Below are 18414 nucleotides of genomic sequence, written 5' to 3'. Positions count from 1 at the left end.
CTCACGCCTCCTTGGCGACGGGCCCGATGCCCAGGGCCTCGGCATTGCGGCGGGTCTTCGCCCAGCCGTTGCGGCCGAGCACGATGCGGGCCAGGCCGCGGTTGGTGACGACGAAGAGGTGATACGTGTACACCCACAGGCCGAGACCCCACATCAGCCCCGCGAACCAGCGGCTCTCGGGGAGACGGGTCGCGCGGTAGCGGGTGCCCCACATGGCGAGCGGGCCCGCGGCGATCAGGAAGAACACCGACGGCAGCAGCAGGTGGGCGAAGGCCGAGTCGAGGAAGGCGGTCGGACCGCGGGTGAAGTCGACGAAGCACAGGCCCATGAAGAGGAGCGTGGTGATGGTCATGAGGATGTGCAGCGGGCCCTGCATCAGGGTGTACGCGGTCTCCCACTTGCCCCAGAACGTGTAGTTCTTCGAGCGCAGGATGCGCGGCAGGTAGCGCAGGCACTGCAGGTTGCCCTGCGCCCAGCGGGTGCGCTGCGTCATGAAGCGGCGGGCGGAGACGAGGCCCTCCTGGGAGACGTAGGTGCCTTCGAGGTGGCTGATCCTCCAGCCGTCGAGCAGCATCAGCAGCCCCGACTCGTAGTCCTCGAGCAGCGCGTCGTCCGGCCAGGCGGCGGCGGTGGCGTCGTCGGCGATGGAGTCGAGGGCGGTGAGGCGCACGAACTGGCCGTTGCCGCCGAGGCCGACGCTGTTGGTGCGGCGGCGCAGGATCTGCATCCCTGCATTGTTGACGGAGAACTCGACGTCCTGCATCCGGGCGAGCCAGCGGGCGTGCGCGTTGGCGAGGCGTCCGGCGTCGGGGCGCGGCAGCGGATCACCCGCATTGCGCATGCGTACGCCGATCTGCGCGCCGCCGAGCTGCGGGTCCTCGAAGGCCGCGGAGGCCTGCTCCAGGGCGTTGGCCGCGAGCTGTCCGTCCGCGTCCACGACACAGACGACGACCTCGGAGCGGTCGGCGTCCGCGGGCAGCCAGTCGCTGAGCTGCCGGTACGCGGCGTTCAGCGCGGCACCCTTGCCGAGCCGGGCGTCGGGGCGCCGGCGGGCGACGAGGTGGACGTGCGGGTCGTGGGCGGCCCGCTCCTCGATGATCGCGCGCGTACGGTCCTCGCTCGCGTCGTCGATCGCCCACACGTGGCAGCCGGGGAAGGTGTCCCGCAGCCGGGCCACGGAGGTGGCGACGACCGTCTCCTCGTCGCGGCAGGGGATGAAGAAGTGCCAGGTGAAGCGGGAGACGTCGCCCGGCTCCAGCGGCTTGTCCTGCCAGAAGGCGTCGGACACCGCGAACCAGTAGACGAGAAAACGCACCAGGGACAGGACGGCGATCACGGCCGTCACCGTGCCGGTGACGGCGATCGCGGAGTGCAGATCCATGGCTCAGACCACCCTCTGCAGGTCGTGGTGGACGGGACGCTCGGCGAGACCTTCGAGGAGCCGGACGATCCGGGCGGAGGCCAGCCCGTCGCCGTACGGACTCGGAATGCCCGCGAGCCGCTCCAGGCGCGCCTGCCGGTCGGCCAGCCAGGCGCGGGCGGCCGCCGTCAGCTGCGCACCCGGGGCGGCGAGCGCGGCGAAGCCCGCGTCGACGGACTCGGGCCGCTCGGTGGAGCGCCGTACGACCAGGAGCGGACGGCCGAGCACCGTGCACTCCTCCTGAACGCCGCCCGAGTCGGAGACCAGCAGGGCCGCGTGCCGGGCCAGCGCCAGGAACTCGCCGTACCCGACCGGCGGCACGACCAGCAGCCCGGTCAGCATCCGGCTCAGCCCGAAGCGCTCGACGGCGGCCTGGGTGCGCGGGTGCAGGGGGAGGAGGACGGGGGTGCCTCCGGCAGCGATCGAGCGCAGCGAGGAGAGGAGCTCGCGCAGGGTGTCGGGGTCGTCGGTGTTCTCCGGGCGGTGGACGGTCGCCAGGACGTACGCGTCCGGGCGCAGCCCGTATCCGTCGAGGAGCGCCGCCCGGTCCGCCGCGGAGGGCAGGGACCGGCGGACGACCTCGACGACGGTGTTGCCGGTGAGCGAGATCCGCTCCTCGGCGTGGCCCTCGGCCCGCAGCGCCGCCCGGTTCTCGGGGGTCGCGGCGCAGAGCAGGTCCGCCAGCTGGTCGACGACAAGGCGGTTGTGCTCCTCGGGCATGGCGCGGTCGTGGCTGCGCAGCCCGGCCTCCACGTGCAGCAGCGGGATCGAGCGGGCGTTGGCGGCGAGCGCGCCGGCGAGGGTGGCGTTGGTGTCGCCCTGGACGACGACGGCCGCGGGGCGGTCGGCCGCGAAGAGGTCGTCGAGCTGCTCGACGGCGCGGCCGATCTGGGTGCCCCGGGGGCGGCCGCCGATGCCGTGCAGCAGCTCGGGTGCGGGCAGCCGCAGCTCGTCGACGAACCGGCCGGAGAGTGTCTCGTCCGAGTGCTGGCCGGTGTGCACCAGACGGGCGGCGGGCCCCAGCTCGTGCAGGAGCGGGGCGAGCTTCACCAGCTCGGGGCGGGTGCCGAGGACGACTGCTACGGAGGAGGGCGCGAGGTTCATGCCTCTACGGTTCGCCGGTCGGGTGGTGTGCGGATTGCCCGTGGGGTGCGCAATGGTTGCGGGCGCGCCTGACCTGCGGATCGGGACCTTGGTCCCGGACCCAAGGGTGGGCCACATCACTCGATAAAGGACCTAATCGGCTCGAATCGGGCCCAAAGGCCTTGGATGATGGAACGCATGCCCGAGATGCCCGCCGCCACCGCGCTCCTGCGCCGGTACGCGGGCAGCCCCTTCGCGCTCGACGTCCTCACCGCGCTGAGCTGCTTCGCCCTGATGGTCCTGGACGTCCCCGGTCTCGCGGCCGCGGACAACTCCCTCTCCGGCTTCACGGCGACCGTCGTCCTGGCGGCAGGTTCCGCCGCCCTGCTGCTGCGGCGCCGGGTGCCCTGGGTGACGTACTTCGTCGCCCTGGTCCTCCTGGCCTGGCTGCACGAGCTGACCCTGATCCAGTTCGCGCTCTACTCCCTGGGCCGATTCCGCGGCCGCTGGGCCGGCATCGCGGGGACGGTCGTCTACGTCGCGCTGGCGTACGCGCTGTTCACCACACCCGGCTGGCCCGACCACCGCGGCGACACCCTCAGCTCGTTCCTCAGCCTCGTCGTCCCCATCGGCGTCCTCGCCTCCAGCGTCGGCATCGCCGCCTACCGCCAGGACCTCGTCCGCGAACTGGAGGCCCAGCGCGCCGAGACCGTGGCCCTCCAGGCGGTCCAGGAGGAGCGCCAGTCGGTCGCTCGCGACGTCCACGACCTGGTCGGACGCGAACTGACCATGCTGACCGTGCGCTCCGAAGTCCTGGCCGTACGCTCCCGGGGCACCGACCACGAGGCCGACTTCGAGGAACTCTCCGAGACGGCCCGCCGCGCCCATCTCCTCCTCAACGAGATCATCGTCCGCCGCGCCGACGAGCGGCGCGGCGCGACCCCCGGCCTCGACGGCCTCCCCGCCCTGGCCGCGCAGAGCGGACGGGCGGGCAGCCCCGTGCGCCTCACCGTCACCGAGGAGGCCAGGACCCTCTCGCCGCTGCGCCAGGCCGCGTTCCACCGGGTGGTCCAGGAGTGCCTGACGAACGCGGCCAAACACGCCCCCGGCGAGCAGGTCACCGTCACGGTCACCGCGACCCGCGCCGAGATCAGCAACGCCCTGCCGGCCTCGGCCCCCTCCCGCGCCCCCGTCTCCACGGGCACCGGAATGCTCTCCATGGAGGAGCGGATGAGCAGCGTGGGCGGCACGCTCAGCGCGGGCCGCGAAGACGGTACGTACCGCGTCGTGGCCCGCATCCCTTCCTGAGCACGGCAGTTACGCCGCCCGCAGCACCTTCTCCAGCCCCTCGAAGTCCTCCGCGCACTTCCCCGCGCCCAGCACCACACAGTCCAGCGGGTCGTCCGCCACGAACACCGGAATCCCGGTCGCCGACGCCATCCGCAGATCGAGACCCGGAAGCAGCGCACCGCCCCCGGTCAGCACGATCCCGTACTCCATGACATCGCCCGAGAGCTCCGGCGGACACTCCTCCAGCGTCGCCCGCACCGCCGCGATGATCGCCTCCACCGGCTCGTCCAGCGCCGAACGCACCTCCCTGGACCGCAGATCCACGGTCTTCGGCAGCCCGCGCACCTTCTCGCGCCCGCGCACCGTGAAGGTCAGCTCCTCCAACTCGGCGTTGCCCGGCACCGGCCACGCCGAGCCGATCGCCACCTTCACGTCCTCGGCGGTCCGCTCGCCGATCAGGAGCCCGTGCTCCTTGCGTACGTAATCCGTGATCGCCGCGTCCAGCCGGTCGCCGCCCACCCGCAGCGACTGCGACGTGACGATCCCGCCCAGCGAGATCACCGCCACCTCCGTCGTCCCGCCGCCGATGTCGACCACCATCGACCCGCGCGGATCCGACACCGGCAGCCCCGCCCCGATCGCCGCCGCCATCGGCTCCTCGATCAGATGCACGGACTTCGCCCCGGCCCGCTGCGAGGCGTGCACGATCGCGCGGCGCTCCACCGGCGTCACCCCGCTGGGCACGCAGACCACCATCCGGGTCCTCGGCCGCCGTCCGGGCACGGCCTTCCGTACGAAGTGCCTGATCATCTCCTCGGCGGCCTCGTAGTCGGAGATCACGCCGTCCCGCAGCGGCCGGATCGCGGTGATCGAACCGGGCGTCCGCCCGATGGTCTCCTTGGCCTCGGTGCCCACCGACAGGGCTTTGCGGCTGTCCCCCTGAACCGCGACCACCGACGGTTCGTTGAGCACGATCCCCTGGCCGCGGGCGTAGAGCAGCGTATTGGCAGTGCCGAGATCGATACCTATGTCCATGATCGACCAGTCTGCCTGGCGATGCTGTGAAACGCGTGGGACTTTGGTCCCGACCTCGACTGTCCGAGGGGCTCCGTAGACTGGGGCACGTGAGTGAGCCAGAGCCCATGGACGACAGGTTCGACGAGATCGTCGACGCAGAGACCAACCGCGATCCCGACCTGGCGGTGATCGAGGCGGGCAGCCGTACGCTGCGCACGCAGTCCGGCGCCCCCCAGGGCGACCAGGTCCCGGCCCGACCGGCCGACCCCGAGGTCGACAAGGCGCTGCGCGCGGTGGAGCAGGAGCTGCTCGGCCGCTGGCCCGAGACGAAGCTCGACCCCTCCCTCGTACGGATGGAAGCGCTGCTCGACGTCCTGGGCGAGCCCCACAAGGCGTACCCCTCCATCCACATCACCGGCACCAACGGCAAGACGTCGACGGCCCGCATGATCGAGACGCTGCTCGGCGCCTTCCACCTGCGCACCGGCCGCTACACCTCGCCGCACGTCCAGTCGATCACCGAGCGCATCAGCCTGGACGGTGTGCCGATCTCGGCCGAGCGGTTCATCGAAACGTTCGAGGACATCAAGCCGTACGTGGAGATGACGGACGCCTCCCAGGAGCACCGCCTCTCCTTCTTCGAGGCGCTCACGGGCATGGCGTACGCGGCCTTCGCGGACGCGCCCGTGGATGTCGCGGTCGTCGAGGTCGGCATGGGCGGCAGCTGGGACGCCACCAACGTCATCGAGTCGTCGGTCGCCGTCGTCACCCCCATCTCCCTCGACCACACCGACCGCCTGGGCAACACGCCTGGCGAGATCGCCGTCGAGAAGTCCGGAATCATCAAGCAGGACGCGACGGTCATCCTGGCCCAGCAGCCGGTGGACGCCGCCCAGGTGATGCTGAAGAAGGCCGTCGAGGCCAACGCCACGGTCGCCCGCGAGGGCATGGAGTTCGGCGTCACGACCCGCGAGATCGCGGTCGGCGGCCAGCAGTTGACGCTGCGGGGCCTCGGCGGCGAGTACGAGGAGATCTTCCTCCCCCTCTACGGAGCCCACCAGGCGCACAACGCGGCCGTTGCCCTCGCCGCGGTCGAGGCGTTCTTCGGCATCGGCGCCCACCAGGCCGGCGCGCTCGACATCGAGACGGTCCGCAAGGCCTTCGCCTCGGTGACGTCGCCGGGCCGCCTGGAGGTCGTACGCCGCTCGCCCACCGTCGTCCTGGACGCCGCGCACAACCCGGCGGGCGCTGCGGTCACGGCGGCGGGCATCACGGAGGCGTTCAACTTCTCGCGCCTGATCGGCGTGGTCGGGGCCAGCGGCGACAAGGACGTGCGCGGCCTCCTTGAAGCCTTCGAGCCGATCTTCGCGGAGATCGTCGTCACGCAGAACTCCACACCCCGCGCGATGAACGCGGACGACCTCGCCGCGATCGCCGTCGAGGTCTTCGGCGACGAGCGCGTCGTCGTCGAACCCCGCCTGGACGACGCCCTGGAAGCGGCGATCACCCTCGCGGAGGAAGAGGACGAGTACGCGGGGGCGGGCGTCCTGGTCACCGGCTCGGTCATCACGGTCGGCGAGGCCCGGCTGCTCCTGGGGAGGGGCTGATCCCATGCGCACACTCTGTGCATCCACACTGATCGGCGAATTCTTCGTCATCGGCTTCGCGGGCCTGGTCGCCATGAAGGGCGACATCTCGGACGCGGTGGTCTGGACGGTCTGCGGCATCGCGATGCTGCTCTCGGTCCTGCTCTGCGGAATGCTGAGCCGCCCGGGCGCGATCCAGATCGGCTGGGTCCTGCAGATCGGCCTGATCGCGAGCGGCTTCGTGGTCCCGACGATGTTCATCCTGGGCGCGGTCTTCGCAGGCCTGTGGTGGGCGTCGGTGCACTACGGCCGAAAGATCGACGAGGCCAAGGCCCGCTGGGCCGCACAGGCTTCCGCCGAACCTGACGCTGCGTAATGGGTGCAGGGTGACGCCCTGTAGCCTCTAGATCCGCACACCGCACCTGAAGGAGCCCGCACCGTGAGCCAGCGCACTCTCGTCCTGCTCAAGCCGGACACCGTACGCCGTGGTCTGATCGGCGAGGTCATCGGCCGCATCGAGCGCAAGGCGAACTGGACGATCTCCGCGCTGGAGCTGCGCACCCTGGACCAGGACACCCTGGAAGCGCACTACGGCGAGCACAAGGGCAAGCCTTTCTACGAGCCCCTGGTCGAGTTCATGGCGTCGGGTCCGATCGTCGCCCTCGTCGTCGAGGGCGAGCGCGTCATCGAGGGCGTCCGCGCCCTGGCCGGCCCGACCGACCCGATCGCCGCGGCGCCTGGCTCCATTCGTGGGGATTTCGGGACCATCGTCCGGGAGAACCTCATCCACGCCTCGGACTCCGAGGAGTCCGCAGAGCGAGAACTGAAGATCTTCTTCCCTTCCTCTTCCTGACGGAACGTCAGCCATATAGCGCTCATGACCTGGGGCGACCGAATTAATTCGGTCGCCCCTCGGCATATGAATGACGAATCCGGGAACGCATCCCTCCGACACAGCGTCACCATGGTGGAGGCGGGCACTCGTTCCGTCCACCTGGCGAAGGACCCTCGCGCCGCGGTCGTACCGGCCGCACTACGATGGGGTCTTCAAGCCCGCAGCGCCCGCTTCGCCTACCAAAAAAGCCAATCGCTCCACTTGGGAAGGCCCGACGCATCCTCATGGGGAACAGAGGGAACTCGAAAATGTCGTTCATCGGCCGTGACATGGCTATCGACCTCGGGACTGCCAACACGCTGGTGTACGTCAGAGGTCGAGGGATCGTTCTCAATGAGCCCTCCGTCGTCGCCATCAACACCAACACCGGCGGAATCCTCGCGGTCGGCTCCGAGGCGAAGAAGATGATCGGCCGTACGCCGGGCAACATCGTTGCCGTGCGGCCGCTGAAGGACGGCGTGATCGCCGACTTCGAGATCACCGAGCGGATGCTCCGCTACTTCATCCTCAAGATCCACAAGCGTCGCTACCTGGCCCGCCCGCGCGTCGTCGTCTGTGTGCCCAGCGGCATCACCGGAGTCGAGCGCCGCGCCGTCATCGAGGCCTCCACCCAGGCCGGCGCCCGCCAGGTGCACATCATCGAAGAGCCCATGGCCGCGGCCATCGGCTCGGGCCTGCCGGTCCACGAGGCCACCGGCAACATGGTGGTCGACATCGGCGGCGGCACCACCGAGGTCGCCGTGATCTCGCTCGGCGGAATCGTCACGGCACAGTCGATCCGCGTCGCCGGCGACGAGCTGGACAACGCGATCATCCAGCACATCAAGAAGGAGTACTCGCTCCTCCTCGGTGAGCGCACCGCCGAACAGATCAAGATCACGATCGGCTCGGCCTTCGACCTGGACAAGGACGAGCACACCGAGATCCGTGGCCGCGACCTCGTCTCCGGACTCCCCAAGACCGTCGTCATCTCGGCCGCCGAGGTCCGCAAGGCCATCGAGGAGCCCGTCAACGCGATCGTCGACGCGGTGAAGACGACCCTCGACAAGTGCCCGCCGGAGCTCTCCGGCGACGTCATGGACCGCGGCATCGTCCTGACCGGCGGCGGCGCCCTGCTGCGCGGACTCGACGAGCGGCTGCGCCACGAGACGGGCATGCCGATCCACATCGCCGAGGACCCGCTCGACTCCGTCGCGCTCGGATCCGGCAAGTGTGTCGAGGAGTTCGAGGCGCTGCAGCAGGTCCTGGACGCGCAGCCCCGCAGGTAGCGGTCAACGGAACACACCGGTCCGCCGTATGGGGCACTGCCTCCTCGTACGGCGGATCGTTGATATACAAAAGTGCACAACGACCCCGACGAGGAAGGCACGGCCTCCGCACGTGAGGGACACACGAGAGAGCCGTCTGCTCCTGGTGCTGCTGATCGCCATCGCGTTCGCGCTGATCACAGTGGACATCCGAGGCGGCGAGGACTCACCGGTCGACGGCGCCCGGCAGGCCGCCGCCACCGTCTTCGGGCCGGTCGAGAAGGGCGTCGCCTCCGCGGTCGACCCGGTGGGCAACGCGATCGGCGCCGTACGGGACTCCGGAGAGCGCCACAACCGCATCTCCGCACTGGAGCGTGAGAACGCCGCTCTGAAGGAGAAGCTCGGCAGCGACGACCGGAACCGCAGCCGGCTGCGCCAGTTCGACACCATGCTCAAGACCGCGGGCGAAGGCCAGTACGGCATCAAGGGTGCCCAGGTCATCGCCATAGGAGCGGCCCAGGGCTTCTCCTGGACCGTCACCATCGACGCCGGATCCGACGACGGCATCCTGCGCGACATGACCGTACTGAACGGCGACGGACTCGTCGGCCGCGTCACCACCGTCGGCCCCTCCACGGCAACCGTCCTGCTCGCCAACGACCCGGACTTCACCGTCGGCACCCGGATGGAGAACACCGACGAACTCGGCTTCGCCACCGGCCAGGGCGACCGCCCGCTCTCCGTCCAACTCCTCAACGGCAAGGCCCGGGTCAAGCCCGGCGACCGCCTCGTCACCTTCGGCTCGCAGGCCGACAAGCCCTTCGTCCCCGGCGTCCCCGTCGGTGTGGTCACCCGCGTCGACCCCTCGGGCGGCGACCTGACCCGCACGATCTACGTGCGGCCGTACGTCGGCTTCACCAAGCTCGACATCGTCGGCGTCGTCGTCACCGCCCCGCGCACCAACCCGCGCGACGAAGTCCTGCCCAAGAAGCCCGAGAAGCCGAAGCCCACGCCGACCGTCACCGTCACGGCGACGCCCTCCGGTGGCGCCTCGTACCCCCAGCAGTAGGAGCTGATCCGTATGCGTGTCAACCGGATGCTGCTCTCGGCCACGCTGGTGGTGGTCGCCCTGGTGATCCAGGTGAGCGTGCTCGCCCGACTCCAACTCCCCGGCGCCGTACCGGACCTGCTCCTGCTGACCGTCCTCGGTCTGGCCATGGTCTACGGACACGTCGCGGGCGCCCTCATCGGCTTCGGCGCAGGCCTCCTCGCCGACCTCGCCCCACCCGCCGACCACGCCGCCGGGCGCTACGCGCTCGTGCTGTGCGTGATCGGCTACCTCGCCGGACTCGCCAAGCCCGAGAACGGCCGGATGCGGTCCGCGACCGTACCGATGATCGTCGTGGTCGCCGCCGCGATCGGCACCACCCTGCTGTACGCCGGTGTGGGCGCCCTCGTCGGCGACACGGCGGCCCGCCATGTGGGCCTCGGCTCACTGCTGTTCAGCGCGGCGGTCTACGACCTGCTGCTCGCACCCTTCACCGTTCCGTTCATCATGGCGCTGGCCAGACGCGCCGAGAACGACCCGCTCGCCGACACCCAGGGCGGCGGCAGCAACGTCGCCTCCGGCTGGATCTCCTCGGCGGGAACGGGTCTGCGGATCGGCAACCAGCGCGGGGGACTCCGGATGAAGGCCGCCAAGTCCCGTGCGGCCAAGGCCGGACGCATCAAGGGGGTCAAGCGCCTGTGACCAACATCCCCGAAACCGGGCGGACCTCAAGGGTCCAGATCCGGCTCGTCGTCATCCAGATCCTCGTCTTCTCCCTCCTCCTCACCCTCGGCGGCCGCCTCTGGTACCTCCAGGTCCGCAACGGCCAGGAGTACACCGACGAGGCCAAGAACAACCACGTCCAGCAGGTCGTCCAGCCCGCCGTACGCGGCTCCATCCTCGACTCCCGCGGTGTGCCGCTCGCCGACAACGAGACCCGCCTCGTCGTCACCGCGTCCCGCACCGAGCTGCTGAAGATGAAGGACGACGGCAAGGCCGTCCTCACCCGCCTCGCCGGGGTCCTGAAGATGAAGCCCAAGGACGTCATGGACAAGGTCCGCCTCTGCGACTCCAAGACCCCCAAGCCCTGCTGGAACGGCTCCCCGTACCAGCCGATCCCCATCACCGACGAGGCCACCACCCAGCAGTCCCTGCAGATCCGCGAGCGCTCCGAGGACTTCCCCGGCATCTCCGCCGACCCCACCGCCGTGCGCCGCTACACCTCGCCCGGCAAGGCCAACACCTCGCAGGTCCTCGGCTACCTCTCGCCCGTCACCGACGACGAGATCACCAAGGCCAAGGACACCGAGTCGCCCTATCTGCGCTCCGACCAGGTCGGCCGCTCCGGCCTGGAGCGCACGTACGACAAGGAGCTGCGCGGCAAGGCGGGTGTCACCCGTTACGAGGTCGACAACCTGGGCCGGGTCATCGGCGAGGCCGACAGCGACAAGGCGCAGGCCGGGTCCAACGTCGTCACCTCGATCGACGCCCGCGTCCAGGCGCTGACCGAGTACGAGCTGAACTACGCGATGAAGGAAGCCCGCAAGCAGTTCGACAAGCTCACCGGCACCAACTACAAGGCCGACTCCGGCGCCGCCATCGTCATGGAGGCCAAGACCGGCCGCATCGTCGCCATGGCCTCCGCGCCGACGTACGACCCGAACGCCTGGGTCGGCGGCATCTCCGCCAAGGACTACGCCAAGCTCACCAGCAAGAGCTCCAACTACCCGCTCCTCAACCGGGCCATACAGGGTCAGTCCGCGCCCGGTTCGACCTTCAAGGTGGTCTCCACGGCCGCCGCGGTCGAGGCCGGATACGTGTGGGACGGCGGCTACCCCTGCACCAGCTCCTACTCGGTGGGCAACCAGGTCTTCAAGAACTTCGAGGGCGAGAACTTCGGCCCCATCTCGCTCGGCCGCGCCCTGGAAGTCTCCTGCGACACCGTCTTCTACGGCCTCGCCGACCGCGAGTGGAAGAAGGACGGCGGCATCAACCCGAAGAAGGGTGAGCCCAAGGACTTCTTCTACAAGGCCGCCCACCAGTTCGGGCTCGGCCAGGAGACCGGCGTCGACCTCCCCAACGAGGTCACCGGCCGCGTCCCCGACCGCCAGTGGAAGCAGAGCTTCTGGAAGGCGAACAAGAACATCTGGTGCCAGCAGGGCAAGAAGAACGGCACCTACGTCGAGCAGATCGCGTACGAGAACTGCCTCGAAGGCAACAAGATGCGCGAGGGCGACTCGATCAACTACTCCATCGGCCAGGGCGACACCCTCGTCACCCCGGTCCAGATGGCGATGATCTACGGCGCCCTCGCCAACGGCGGCACCGAGCACGTCCCGACCATCGGCAAGGCGATCATCAGCGCCGACGGCAAGACCGTCCAGGAGATCAAGCCGAAGGTCAAGGCCAAGCTCCCGGTCAGCAAGGCCACGCTCAAGGGCATGGACAAGGCCCTCGCGGGTGTCGTCACCAGCGGTACCGCCGCCTGGAAGTTCCAGGGCTGGCCGCAGGACAAGATCGAGCTGCACGCCAAGACCGGTACCGCCGAGGTGTACGGCAAGCAGACGACGTCATGGCTCGCCACGTACAGCAAGGACTACACGGTGATCATGACGATCTCCCAGGCCGGTACGGGTTCCGGCGCCTCAGGTGAGGCGATCCGCAACATCTACAGCGGGCTGTACGGCGTCCAGTCCGACGGCTCCGTCGACAACAAGAAGGCCCTGCTGCCCACGCCTCAGACGTCCCTCCCCAAGATCGCCACGGACGGCTCGATCGACTCCCCGAAGATCACCGACTACGACCCGAACTCGAACAAGGCCCCGGCCAAGACCGGCGACCAGCAGCTCGCCGCCCGCGTCGGCAGGAGGGACTGACCCATGGCCGGCTTCTCCGTCTCGCGTTACGCACCCGAGCGCGGCGCCTGGTCCAAACTCACGGCCCGCGACTCCGTGGTCCGCAGGCTCGACTGGCCGCTGCTCCTCTCCGCGCTCGCCCTCTCCGCGATCGGCTCCGCACTGGTCCTCTCGGCGACCCGCGGCCGCACCAGCCTCACCCACGGCGACCAGTACTACTTCCTGCTGCGCCACGTCATGAACACCGGCATCGGGCTCGCCCTGATGATCGGCACCATCTGGCTCGGCCACCGCACCCTGCGCGGCGCCATCCCGATCCTCTACGGCCTCTCGGTCCTGCTGATCCTCGCGGTCCTCTCCCCGCTCGGACAGACCGTCAACGGCGCCCACGCCTGGATCGTCATCGGCGGCGGATTCTCCCTCCAGCCCTCCGAGTTCACGAAGATCACGATCATCCTCGGCATGGCGATGATCCTCGCCTCCCGGGTCGACGCGGGCGACCAGACCCACCCCGACCACCGCACGGTCGCCAAGTCCCTGGGCCTTGCCGCGATCCCGATAATGATCGTCATGCTGATGCCGGACCTCGGCTCGGTCATGGTGATGGCGATCATCGTCCTCGGCGTCCTGCTCGCCTCCGGCGCCTCCAACCGCTGGGTGCTCGGACTGCTCTCCGCGGGTGCGGTCGGCGCCGTCGCCGTCTGGCAGCTCGGCCTCCTCGACGAGTACCAGATCGCCCGCTTCGCCGCCTTCGCCAACCCCGCCCTCGACCCGGCGGGCGTCGGCTACAACACCAACCAGGCGCGTATCGCGATCGGCTCCGGCGGACTCACCGGCACCGGCCTCTTCCACGGCTCGCAGACCACCGGGCAGTTCGTCCCCGAGCAGCAGACCGACTTCGTCTTCACCGTCGCCGGCGAGGAACTCGGCTTCGTGGGAGCCGGACTGATCCTCGTCCTCCTCGGCATCGTGCTCTGGCGCGCCTGCCGGATCGCGCGCGAGACGACCGAGCTGTACGGAACGATCGTGGCGGCCGGCATCATCGCCTGGTTCGCGTTCCAGGCCTTCGAGAACATCGGCATGACGCTGGGCATCATGCCCGTCGCCGGCCTTCCGCTTCCCTTCGTCTCCTACGGCGGATCGTCCATGTTCGCGGTCTGGGTCGCGATCGGACTCCTCCAGTCGATCCGCGTGCAACGCCCGATGACAGCCTGACCCCTTCGCCATTAAATTCGGTCCATGGCGGACACGAAGCGCGAGATCGAGCGGAAGTACGAAGCCACCGACGACAACCAGCTGCCCGACCTGACCCGAGTCCCCGGTGTCTCGGCCGTCATCGACAAAGGCGTCGCCGAACTCGACGCGACCTACTACGACACCCCCGACCAGCGGCTCGCGGCCGGCGCTCTGACCCTGCGCCGCCGCACCGGCGGTGACGACGCGGGCTGGCACCTCAAGTTCCCGGTCGCCCCGGACGTGCGCGACGAGATCCGCGCCCCCCTCTCCGACACCGTCCCGCGAGCGCTGGCCGCCCTCGCCCGCTCGCGCACCCGTGACGCCGAACTCGTCCCCGTCGTACGCCTGTTGTCCTCCCGCGACGTACGTCATCTGACGGCGGACGACGGTGCGCTGGTCGCGGAGCTCAGCATCGACGCGGTACGGGCCGAGCGGCTGGCCGGCGGCCCGGGGGAGTCGCACTGGACGGAGATCGAGGTCGAGCTCGCCGACGACGTGGATCCCGCGGTCCTCGACGCCGTCGAGAAGCGTCTGCGCAAGGCGGGCATCCGCCGGTCGCACTCCGCCTCCAAGCTTGCCCGCGCCCTGGCCGAGACCGCCCCGTCGGTTCCCGCGCCCCGGCGCGAGGTCGATCCGGGCACGGCGGGGGCGCACGTGCTGGCGTACCTCCGTGCGCAGGTCGACGCGATCGTCGCGTACGACCCGGCCGTACGGCGCGAACTCCCCGACTCCGTCCACCAGTTGAGGGTCGCGACCCGCCGGCTGCGCAGCGCGTTCCGTACGTACGGGAAGATCCTCGACCGCACCGTCACCGATCCCGTCGGCGAGGAACTCAAATGGCTGGCGGCCGAGTTGGGCGTCGACCGCGACCAGGAAGTGCTCACCGAGCGCCTCACCTCCCGCATCAACGCCCTCCCCAGGACCCTCCTGCTCGGCCCCGTCCGCGGCCGCCTGCGCATCTGGACCGTCGCCCGCCGCACCGGATCGCGCCGCCACACCCTCGCCGTGCTCGACGGCCACCGCTACCTGGCCCTCCTGGAGACGCTCGACGCCCTCCTCGCGGCACCCCCGCTGCTGCCCCGGGCCGCACAGCCCGCGGCGCAGGTGCTCCCCAGGTCGGTCCTGAAGGACCACACGCGCCTCGCGACCCGTATCGAACATGCGCTCGCACTGCCCCCGGGCGAGGAACGCGACCTGGCGATGCACGAGGCCCGCAAGGCCGCCAAGCGTGCGCGGTACGCGGGGGAGGCGGCGACCCCGGCCCTCGGCACACCGGCGCAACGCTTCGCCAAGCGCATGAAGGCCGTACAGACGGTCCTCGGCGACCACCAGGACAGCGTCGTGGCCCGCGAAGCCCTCCGCACCCTGGCGGCCCAGGCCCACGCGGCGGGCGAGACGGCCTTCACCTGGGGGCTGCTCTACGGCCATGAGGAGGCGTCCGCGGCGGACCGCGAGCGGGAGCTGCCGAAGGTGTGGGCGAGGGCGGCCGGGGCCCCGGCGTTCTGATCGCCGTACGAGGGGTGGCTCCGGTCGCGTTAGGCTTGAGGGTCACCCCTGTCGGTCCACGGAAAGTCGCCGAGATGTCTGCCGAGTCGGTCTTCCCACAGCTCGAAGCTCTGCTCCCGCATGTGCAGAAGCCCATTCAGTACGTCGGCGGTGAGCTCAACTCCACCGTCAAGAACTGGGACGAGTGCGACGTCCGCTGGGCGCTCATGTACCCCGACGCGTACGAGGTCGGGCTGCCCAACCAGGGCGTCATGATCCTCTACGAGGTACTGAACGAGCGCGAGGGCGTCCTCGCCGAGCGCACGTACAGCGTGTGGCCGGACCTCGAGGCGCTGATGCGCGAGCACAAGGTCCCGCAGTTCACGGTGGACGCGCACCGCCCCGTGAAGGCATTCGACGTCTTCGGGCTCTCCTTCTCCACCGAGCTCGGCTACACCAACATGCTCACCGCCCTGGACCTCGCGGGCATCCCGCTGAGCGCCAAGGACCGGACGGTCGACGACCCGATCGTGCTCGCCGGAGGCCACGCCGCCTTCAACCCCGAGCCGATCGCCGAGTTCATCGACTGCGCCGTCATCGGCGACGGCGAGCAGGCCGTCCTGGCGATCACCGACATCGTCCGCGCCTGGAAGGCGGAGGGTCGCCCCGGCGGCCGCGAGGAGGTCCTCCTCCGGCTCGCGAAGACCGGCGGGGTGTACGTCCCCGGCTTCTACGACGTCGAGTACCTGCCGGACGGGCGTATTGGCCGTGTCGTACCCAACCGCTCGGGGGTTCCGTGGCGGGTCTCCAAGCACACTGTCATGGACCTCGACGAGTGGCCGTACCCCAAGCAGCCGCTCGTGCCGCTCGCGGAGACCGTCCACGAGCGGATGTCCGTAGAGATCTTCCGCGGCTGCACCCGCGGCTGCCGTTTCTGCCAGGCCGGCATGATCACGCGCCCCGTACGGGAGCGAAGCATCACCGGCATCGGCGAGATGGTCGAGAAGGGTCTCAAGGCGACCGGGTTCGAAGAGGTCGGGCTGCTCTCGCTGTCGTCCGCGGACCACAGCGAGATCGCCGAGGTCGCGAAGGGCCTGGCCGACCGCTACACCGAGGACAAGATCGGCCTGTCGCTGCCGTCCACCCGCGTGGACGCCTTCAACATCGACCTGGCCAACGAGCTCACCCGCAACGGCCGCCGCTCCGGCCTCACCTTCGCCCCCGAGGGCGGCTCCGAGCGCATCCGCAAGGTCATCAACAAGATGGTCTCGGAAGAGGACCTGATCCGTACCGTCGCGACGGCCTACGGAAACGGCTGGCGTCAGGTGAAGCTGTACTTCATGGTCGGCCTCCCCACCGAGACCGACGAAGACGTCCTCCAGATCGCCGAGATGGCGGCCAACGTCATCGCCAAGGGCCGCGAGGTCGCGGGCAACGACATCCGCTGCACGGTCTCCATCGGCGGCTTCGTGCCCAAGCCGCACACCCCCTTCCAGTGGGCGCCGCAGCTCAGCGCCGAGGAGACGGACGCCCGGCTCACCAAGCTGCGCGACAAGATCCGCGGCGACAAGAAGTACGGCCGCTCGATCGGCTTCCGCTACCACGACGGCAAGCCCGGCATCGTCGAGGGCCTGCTCTCGCGCGGCGACCGCCGGATCGGTTCCGTCATCCGCGCCGTGTACGAGGGCGGCGGCCGTTTCGACGGCTGGCGCGAATACTTCAGTTACGACCGCTGGATGCAGGCTGCCGAGAAGACGCTGCCGGACGTCGGCCTGGACGTCGACTGGTACACGACGCGTGAGCGCACGTACGAGGAGGTCCTGCCCTGGGACCACCTGGACTCCGGTCTCGACAAGGACTGGCTCTGGGAGGACTGGCAGGACTCGCTCGACGAGACCGAGGTCGAGGACTGCCGCTGGACCCCGTGCTTCGACTGTGGCGTCTGCCCGCAGATGGACACGAGCATCCAGATCGGCCCGACGGGGAAGACGCTGCTTCCGCTCACGGTCGTCAAGTAGCTTCTGCATTACGAGAATTGCCGGCCCGGTCACGGAACTCCGTGGCCGGGCCGGGTCGTCTGACGGGGCATGGGGGACATGGTGGAACCGGAGCGCAGAACCGAGCCCGAAGGCTGCCTGACCGCGGCGATCCGCATCCCGGTGCGGATCGTGGTGCTGGTCGTGGTGCTGCCGGTGCGGATGGTGTGGGACGCGCTGTCGTGGACGGGGCGGCAGTTCTACCGCTACGTGCTCACCCCGCTGGGGCGCGCACTGCGGTTCGTGGGCATGGCGCTCTTCGTCTGGCCGTGGGTCGCCCTCTGGCGGTACGTCGTCGTCCCGCCCGCCCGCTGGATCTACCGCCGGCTCCTGACGCCCCTCGGCCACGGCATCGCCGCCGTCGTCCGCGGGACGGGCGCGGCACTCGGCTGGCTCGGCCGGACGCTCGTCGTGATCCCGGCGCGCTGGTTCTACCGCTGGGTGCTCACCCCGATCGGGATCGCGCTCGGCTGGATCGCCAGGGCGCTGTTCGTCTGGCCCTGGGTCGCGCTCTGGCGGTACGTGGTGGTGCCGGTAGTCCGGTACGGCATCGTGATCCCGGCCGTCTGGCTGTACGGCGCGGTGCTCACCCCCCTCGGCCACGCGATCACCTGGGCCGTGCTCGGCCTCGGGGCGCTGCTCCGCTGGCTGGGCGTCCAGACGTACCGCTTCGTGCTCACCCCGCTCGGCATCGCGATCGCCTTCCCCTTCATCGTGCTGTGGCGCTACGTCCTGGTCCCCGTGGGCCGCGCCCTGCGCGTGATCGGACGCGAGATCGTCGAGGCCGTCGGCGTCTGCTGGCGGATCGCCGGCTACATCTCGCGGGCCGTCGGGCGCGCGCTGAAGTGGCTCGGGTGGAATCTGGTGGGGCGCCCGGTGCGGGCGGCCTGGCGCTGGAGTTACGACTATGTGCTGGCGCCCGTCGGACGGGCGGCGGCCGAGGCGGGGCGCAGTGTGCGGGCGGCGCTGCGGTCGGCGCGCGAAACCGTGCGGGACACCAGGCGTGAGGTGTGGCGGGCGCTCTTCGGCGGGGCGGCGCCCGTGGAAGGCCGGGAACCAGCGGGGGCCCGAGCGCGTACTCTGGGTAGTACAACGACTGTCCCCGAGGCGGCACCCGAACCCGAGATCTCCCTGCGGAAGCAGGGGTGAACCGGCAGTCCGGTGCCCCGGGAACCCCGCCGTAGGGCGGCGCGCCTCCCGCGCCCGCTCCGCACCG

The 18414-nt window shown here is 70.0% G+C and carries 15 protein-coding genes; 12 read left to right on the top strand and 3 right to left on the bottom strand.

The window, feature by feature from the left end; all coding sequences use genetic code 11:
* Position 1: 1 nt before the first annotated feature.
* Both OG707_RS11860 and wecB read right to left on the bottom strand, forming a co-directional pair.
* Complete coding sequence (locus OG707_RS11860) at positions 2-1381, bottom strand: glycosyltransferase family 2 protein (RefSeq protein WP_329117254.1); 1380 nt, start codon at positions 1379-1381, stop codon at positions 2-4.
* Between the two features lie 3 nt (positions 1382-1384).
* Positions 1385-2524: a non-hydrolyzing UDP-N-acetylglucosamine 2-epimerase gene (wecB, locus tag OG707_RS11855; protein ID WP_329117252.1), complete on the bottom strand. Its 1140-nt coding sequence runs from the start codon at positions 2522-2524 to the stop codon at positions 1385-1387.
* Positions 2525-2701: 177 nt separating this feature from the next.
* On the opposite strand from wecB, the gene OG707_RS11850 reads away from it, so the two are divergent.
* Positions 2702-3811 carry a sensor histidine kinase gene (locus tag OG707_RS11850; protein ID WP_329117250.1) on the top strand — a complete coding sequence of 370 codons (1110 nt, stop codon included), beginning with the start codon at positions 2702-2704 and terminating at the stop codon, positions 3809-3811.
* A 9-nt stretch (positions 3812-3820) separates the two neighbouring features.
* On the opposite strand, the gene OG707_RS11845 is transcribed toward OG707_RS11850, so the two are convergent.
* Positions 3821-4828, bottom strand: coding sequence for a rod shape-determining protein (locus tag OG707_RS11845; protein ID WP_329117248.1), 1008 nt, complete (start codon positions 4826-4828; stop codon positions 3821-3823).
* 107 nt (positions 4829-4935) lie between these two features.
* On the opposite strand from OG707_RS11845, the gene folC reads away from it, so the two are divergent.
* The 11 genes from folC (at position 4936) to OG707_RS11790 (ending at position 18347) form a co-directional block, all read left to right on the top strand.
* Positions 4936-6417: a bifunctional tetrahydrofolate synthase/dihydrofolate synthase gene (gene folC, locus OG707_RS11840; protein WP_329127739.1), complete on the top strand. Its 1482-nt coding sequence runs from the start codon at positions 4936-4938 to the stop codon at positions 6415-6417.
* A gap of 4 nt (positions 6418-6421) precedes the next feature.
* Positions 6422-6772 carry a DUF4233 domain-containing protein gene (locus OG707_RS11835; protein WP_329117246.1) on the top strand — a complete coding sequence of 117 codons (351 nt, stop codon included), beginning with the start codon at positions 6422-6424 and terminating at the stop codon, positions 6770-6772.
* 63 nt (positions 6773-6835) lie between these two features.
* Positions 6836-7249, top strand: coding sequence for a nucleoside-diphosphate kinase (gene ndk, locus OG707_RS11830; RefSeq protein ID WP_329117244.1), 414 nt, complete (start codon positions 6836-6838; stop codon positions 7247-7249).
* 290 nt (positions 7250-7539) lie between these two features.
* Positions 7540-8559, top strand: coding sequence for a rod shape-determining protein (locus OG707_RS11825; protein ID WP_329117242.1), 1020 nt, complete (start codon positions 7540-7542; stop codon positions 8557-8559).
* A 112-nt stretch (positions 8560-8671) separates the two neighbouring features.
* On the top strand, positions 8672-9607 hold the full coding sequence (gene mreC / locus OG707_RS11820) for a rod shape-determining protein MreC (RefSeq protein WP_329117240.1): 936 nt from the start codon (positions 8672-8674) through the stop codon (positions 9605-9607).
* Between the two features lie 12 nt (positions 9608-9619).
* Positions 9620-10288 (top strand): rod shape-determining protein MreD, encoded by a 669-nt coding sequence (gene mreD, locus OG707_RS11815; protein ID WP_329117238.1) that lies wholly within the window; start codon positions 9620-9622, stop codon positions 10286-10288.
* Complete coding sequence (mrdA, locus tag OG707_RS11810) at positions 10285-12462, top strand: penicillin-binding protein 2 (protein ID WP_329117236.1); 2178 nt, start codon at positions 10285-10287, stop codon at positions 12460-12462. Before mreD ends, mrdA begins: the two co-directional genes overlap by 4 nt.
* A gap of 3 nt (positions 12463-12465) precedes the next feature.
* Positions 12466-13656: a rod shape-determining protein RodA gene (rodA, locus tag OG707_RS11805; protein ID WP_329117234.1), complete on the top strand. Its 1191-nt coding sequence runs from the start codon at positions 12466-12468 to the stop codon at positions 13654-13656.
* Between the two features lie 24 nt (positions 13657-13680).
* Positions 13681-15183: a CYTH and CHAD domain-containing protein gene (locus OG707_RS11800; protein ID WP_329117232.1), complete on the top strand. Its 1503-nt coding sequence runs from the start codon at positions 13681-13683 to the stop codon at positions 15181-15183.
* Between the two features lie 74 nt (positions 15184-15257).
* Positions 15258-17180 (top strand): TIGR03960 family B12-binding radical SAM protein, encoded by a 1923-nt coding sequence (locus OG707_RS11795; RefSeq protein ID WP_329117230.1) that lies wholly within the window; start codon positions 15258-15260, stop codon positions 17178-17180.
* A gap of 78 nt (positions 17181-17258) precedes the next feature.
* On the top strand, positions 17259-18347 hold the full coding sequence (locus OG707_RS11790; protein WP_329117229.1) for a hypothetical protein: 1089 nt from the start codon (positions 17259-17261) through the stop codon (positions 18345-18347).
* Positions 18348-18414: the final 67 nt, after the last annotated feature.

This window comes from Streptomyces sp. NBC_01465 (assembly GCF_036227325.1).
Taxonomy (GTDB): domain Bacteria; phylum Actinomycetota; class Actinomycetes; order Streptomycetales; family Streptomycetaceae; genus Streptomyces.
Note: the sequence above shows the minus strand (reverse complement) of the source record. Positions and strands in the feature narration are given on the sequence as shown.

Coding starts and splice junctions, on each gene's coding strand:
- OG707_RS11860 (WP_329117254.1), bottom strand. CDS start 1,381: ATGGATCTGCACTCCGCGATCGCCGTCACCGGCACGGTGACGGCCGTG.
- wecB (WP_329117252.1), bottom strand. CDS start 2,524: ATGAACCTCGCGCCCTCCTCCGTAGCAGTCGTCCTCGGCACCCGCCCC.
- OG707_RS11850 (WP_329117250.1), top strand. CDS start 2,702: ATGCCCGAGATGCCCGCCGCCACCGCGCTCCTGCGCCGGTACGCGGGC.
- OG707_RS11845 (WP_329117248.1), bottom strand. CDS start 4,828: ATGGACATAGGTATCGATCTCGGCACTGCCAATACGCTGCTCTACGCC.
- folC (WP_329127739.1), top strand. CDS start 4,936: ATGGACGACAGGTTCGACGAGATCGTCGACGCAGAGACCAACCGCGAT.
- OG707_RS11835 (WP_329117246.1), top strand. CDS start 6,422: ATGCGCACACTCTGTGCATCCACACTGATCGGCGAATTCTTCGTCATC.
- OG707_RS11825 (WP_329117242.1), top strand. CDS start 7,540: ATGTCGTTCATCGGCCGTGACATGGCTATCGACCTCGGGACTGCCAAC.
- mreD (WP_329117238.1), top strand. CDS start 9,620: ATGCGTGTCAACCGGATGCTGCTCTCGGCCACGCTGGTGGTGGTCGCC.
- rodA (WP_329117234.1), top strand. CDS start 12,466: ATGGCCGGCTTCTCCGTCTCGCGTTACGCACCCGAGCGCGGCGCCTGG.
- OG707_RS11800 (WP_329117232.1), top strand. CDS start 13,681: ATGGCGGACACGAAGCGCGAGATCGAGCGGAAGTACGAAGCCACCGAC.
- OG707_RS11795 (WP_329117230.1), top strand. CDS start 15,258: ATGTCTGCCGAGTCGGTCTTCCCACAGCTCGAAGCTCTGCTCCCGCAT.
- OG707_RS11790 (WP_329117229.1), top strand. CDS start 17,259: ATGGTGGAACCGGAGCGCAGAACCGAGCCCGAAGGCTGCCTGACCGCG.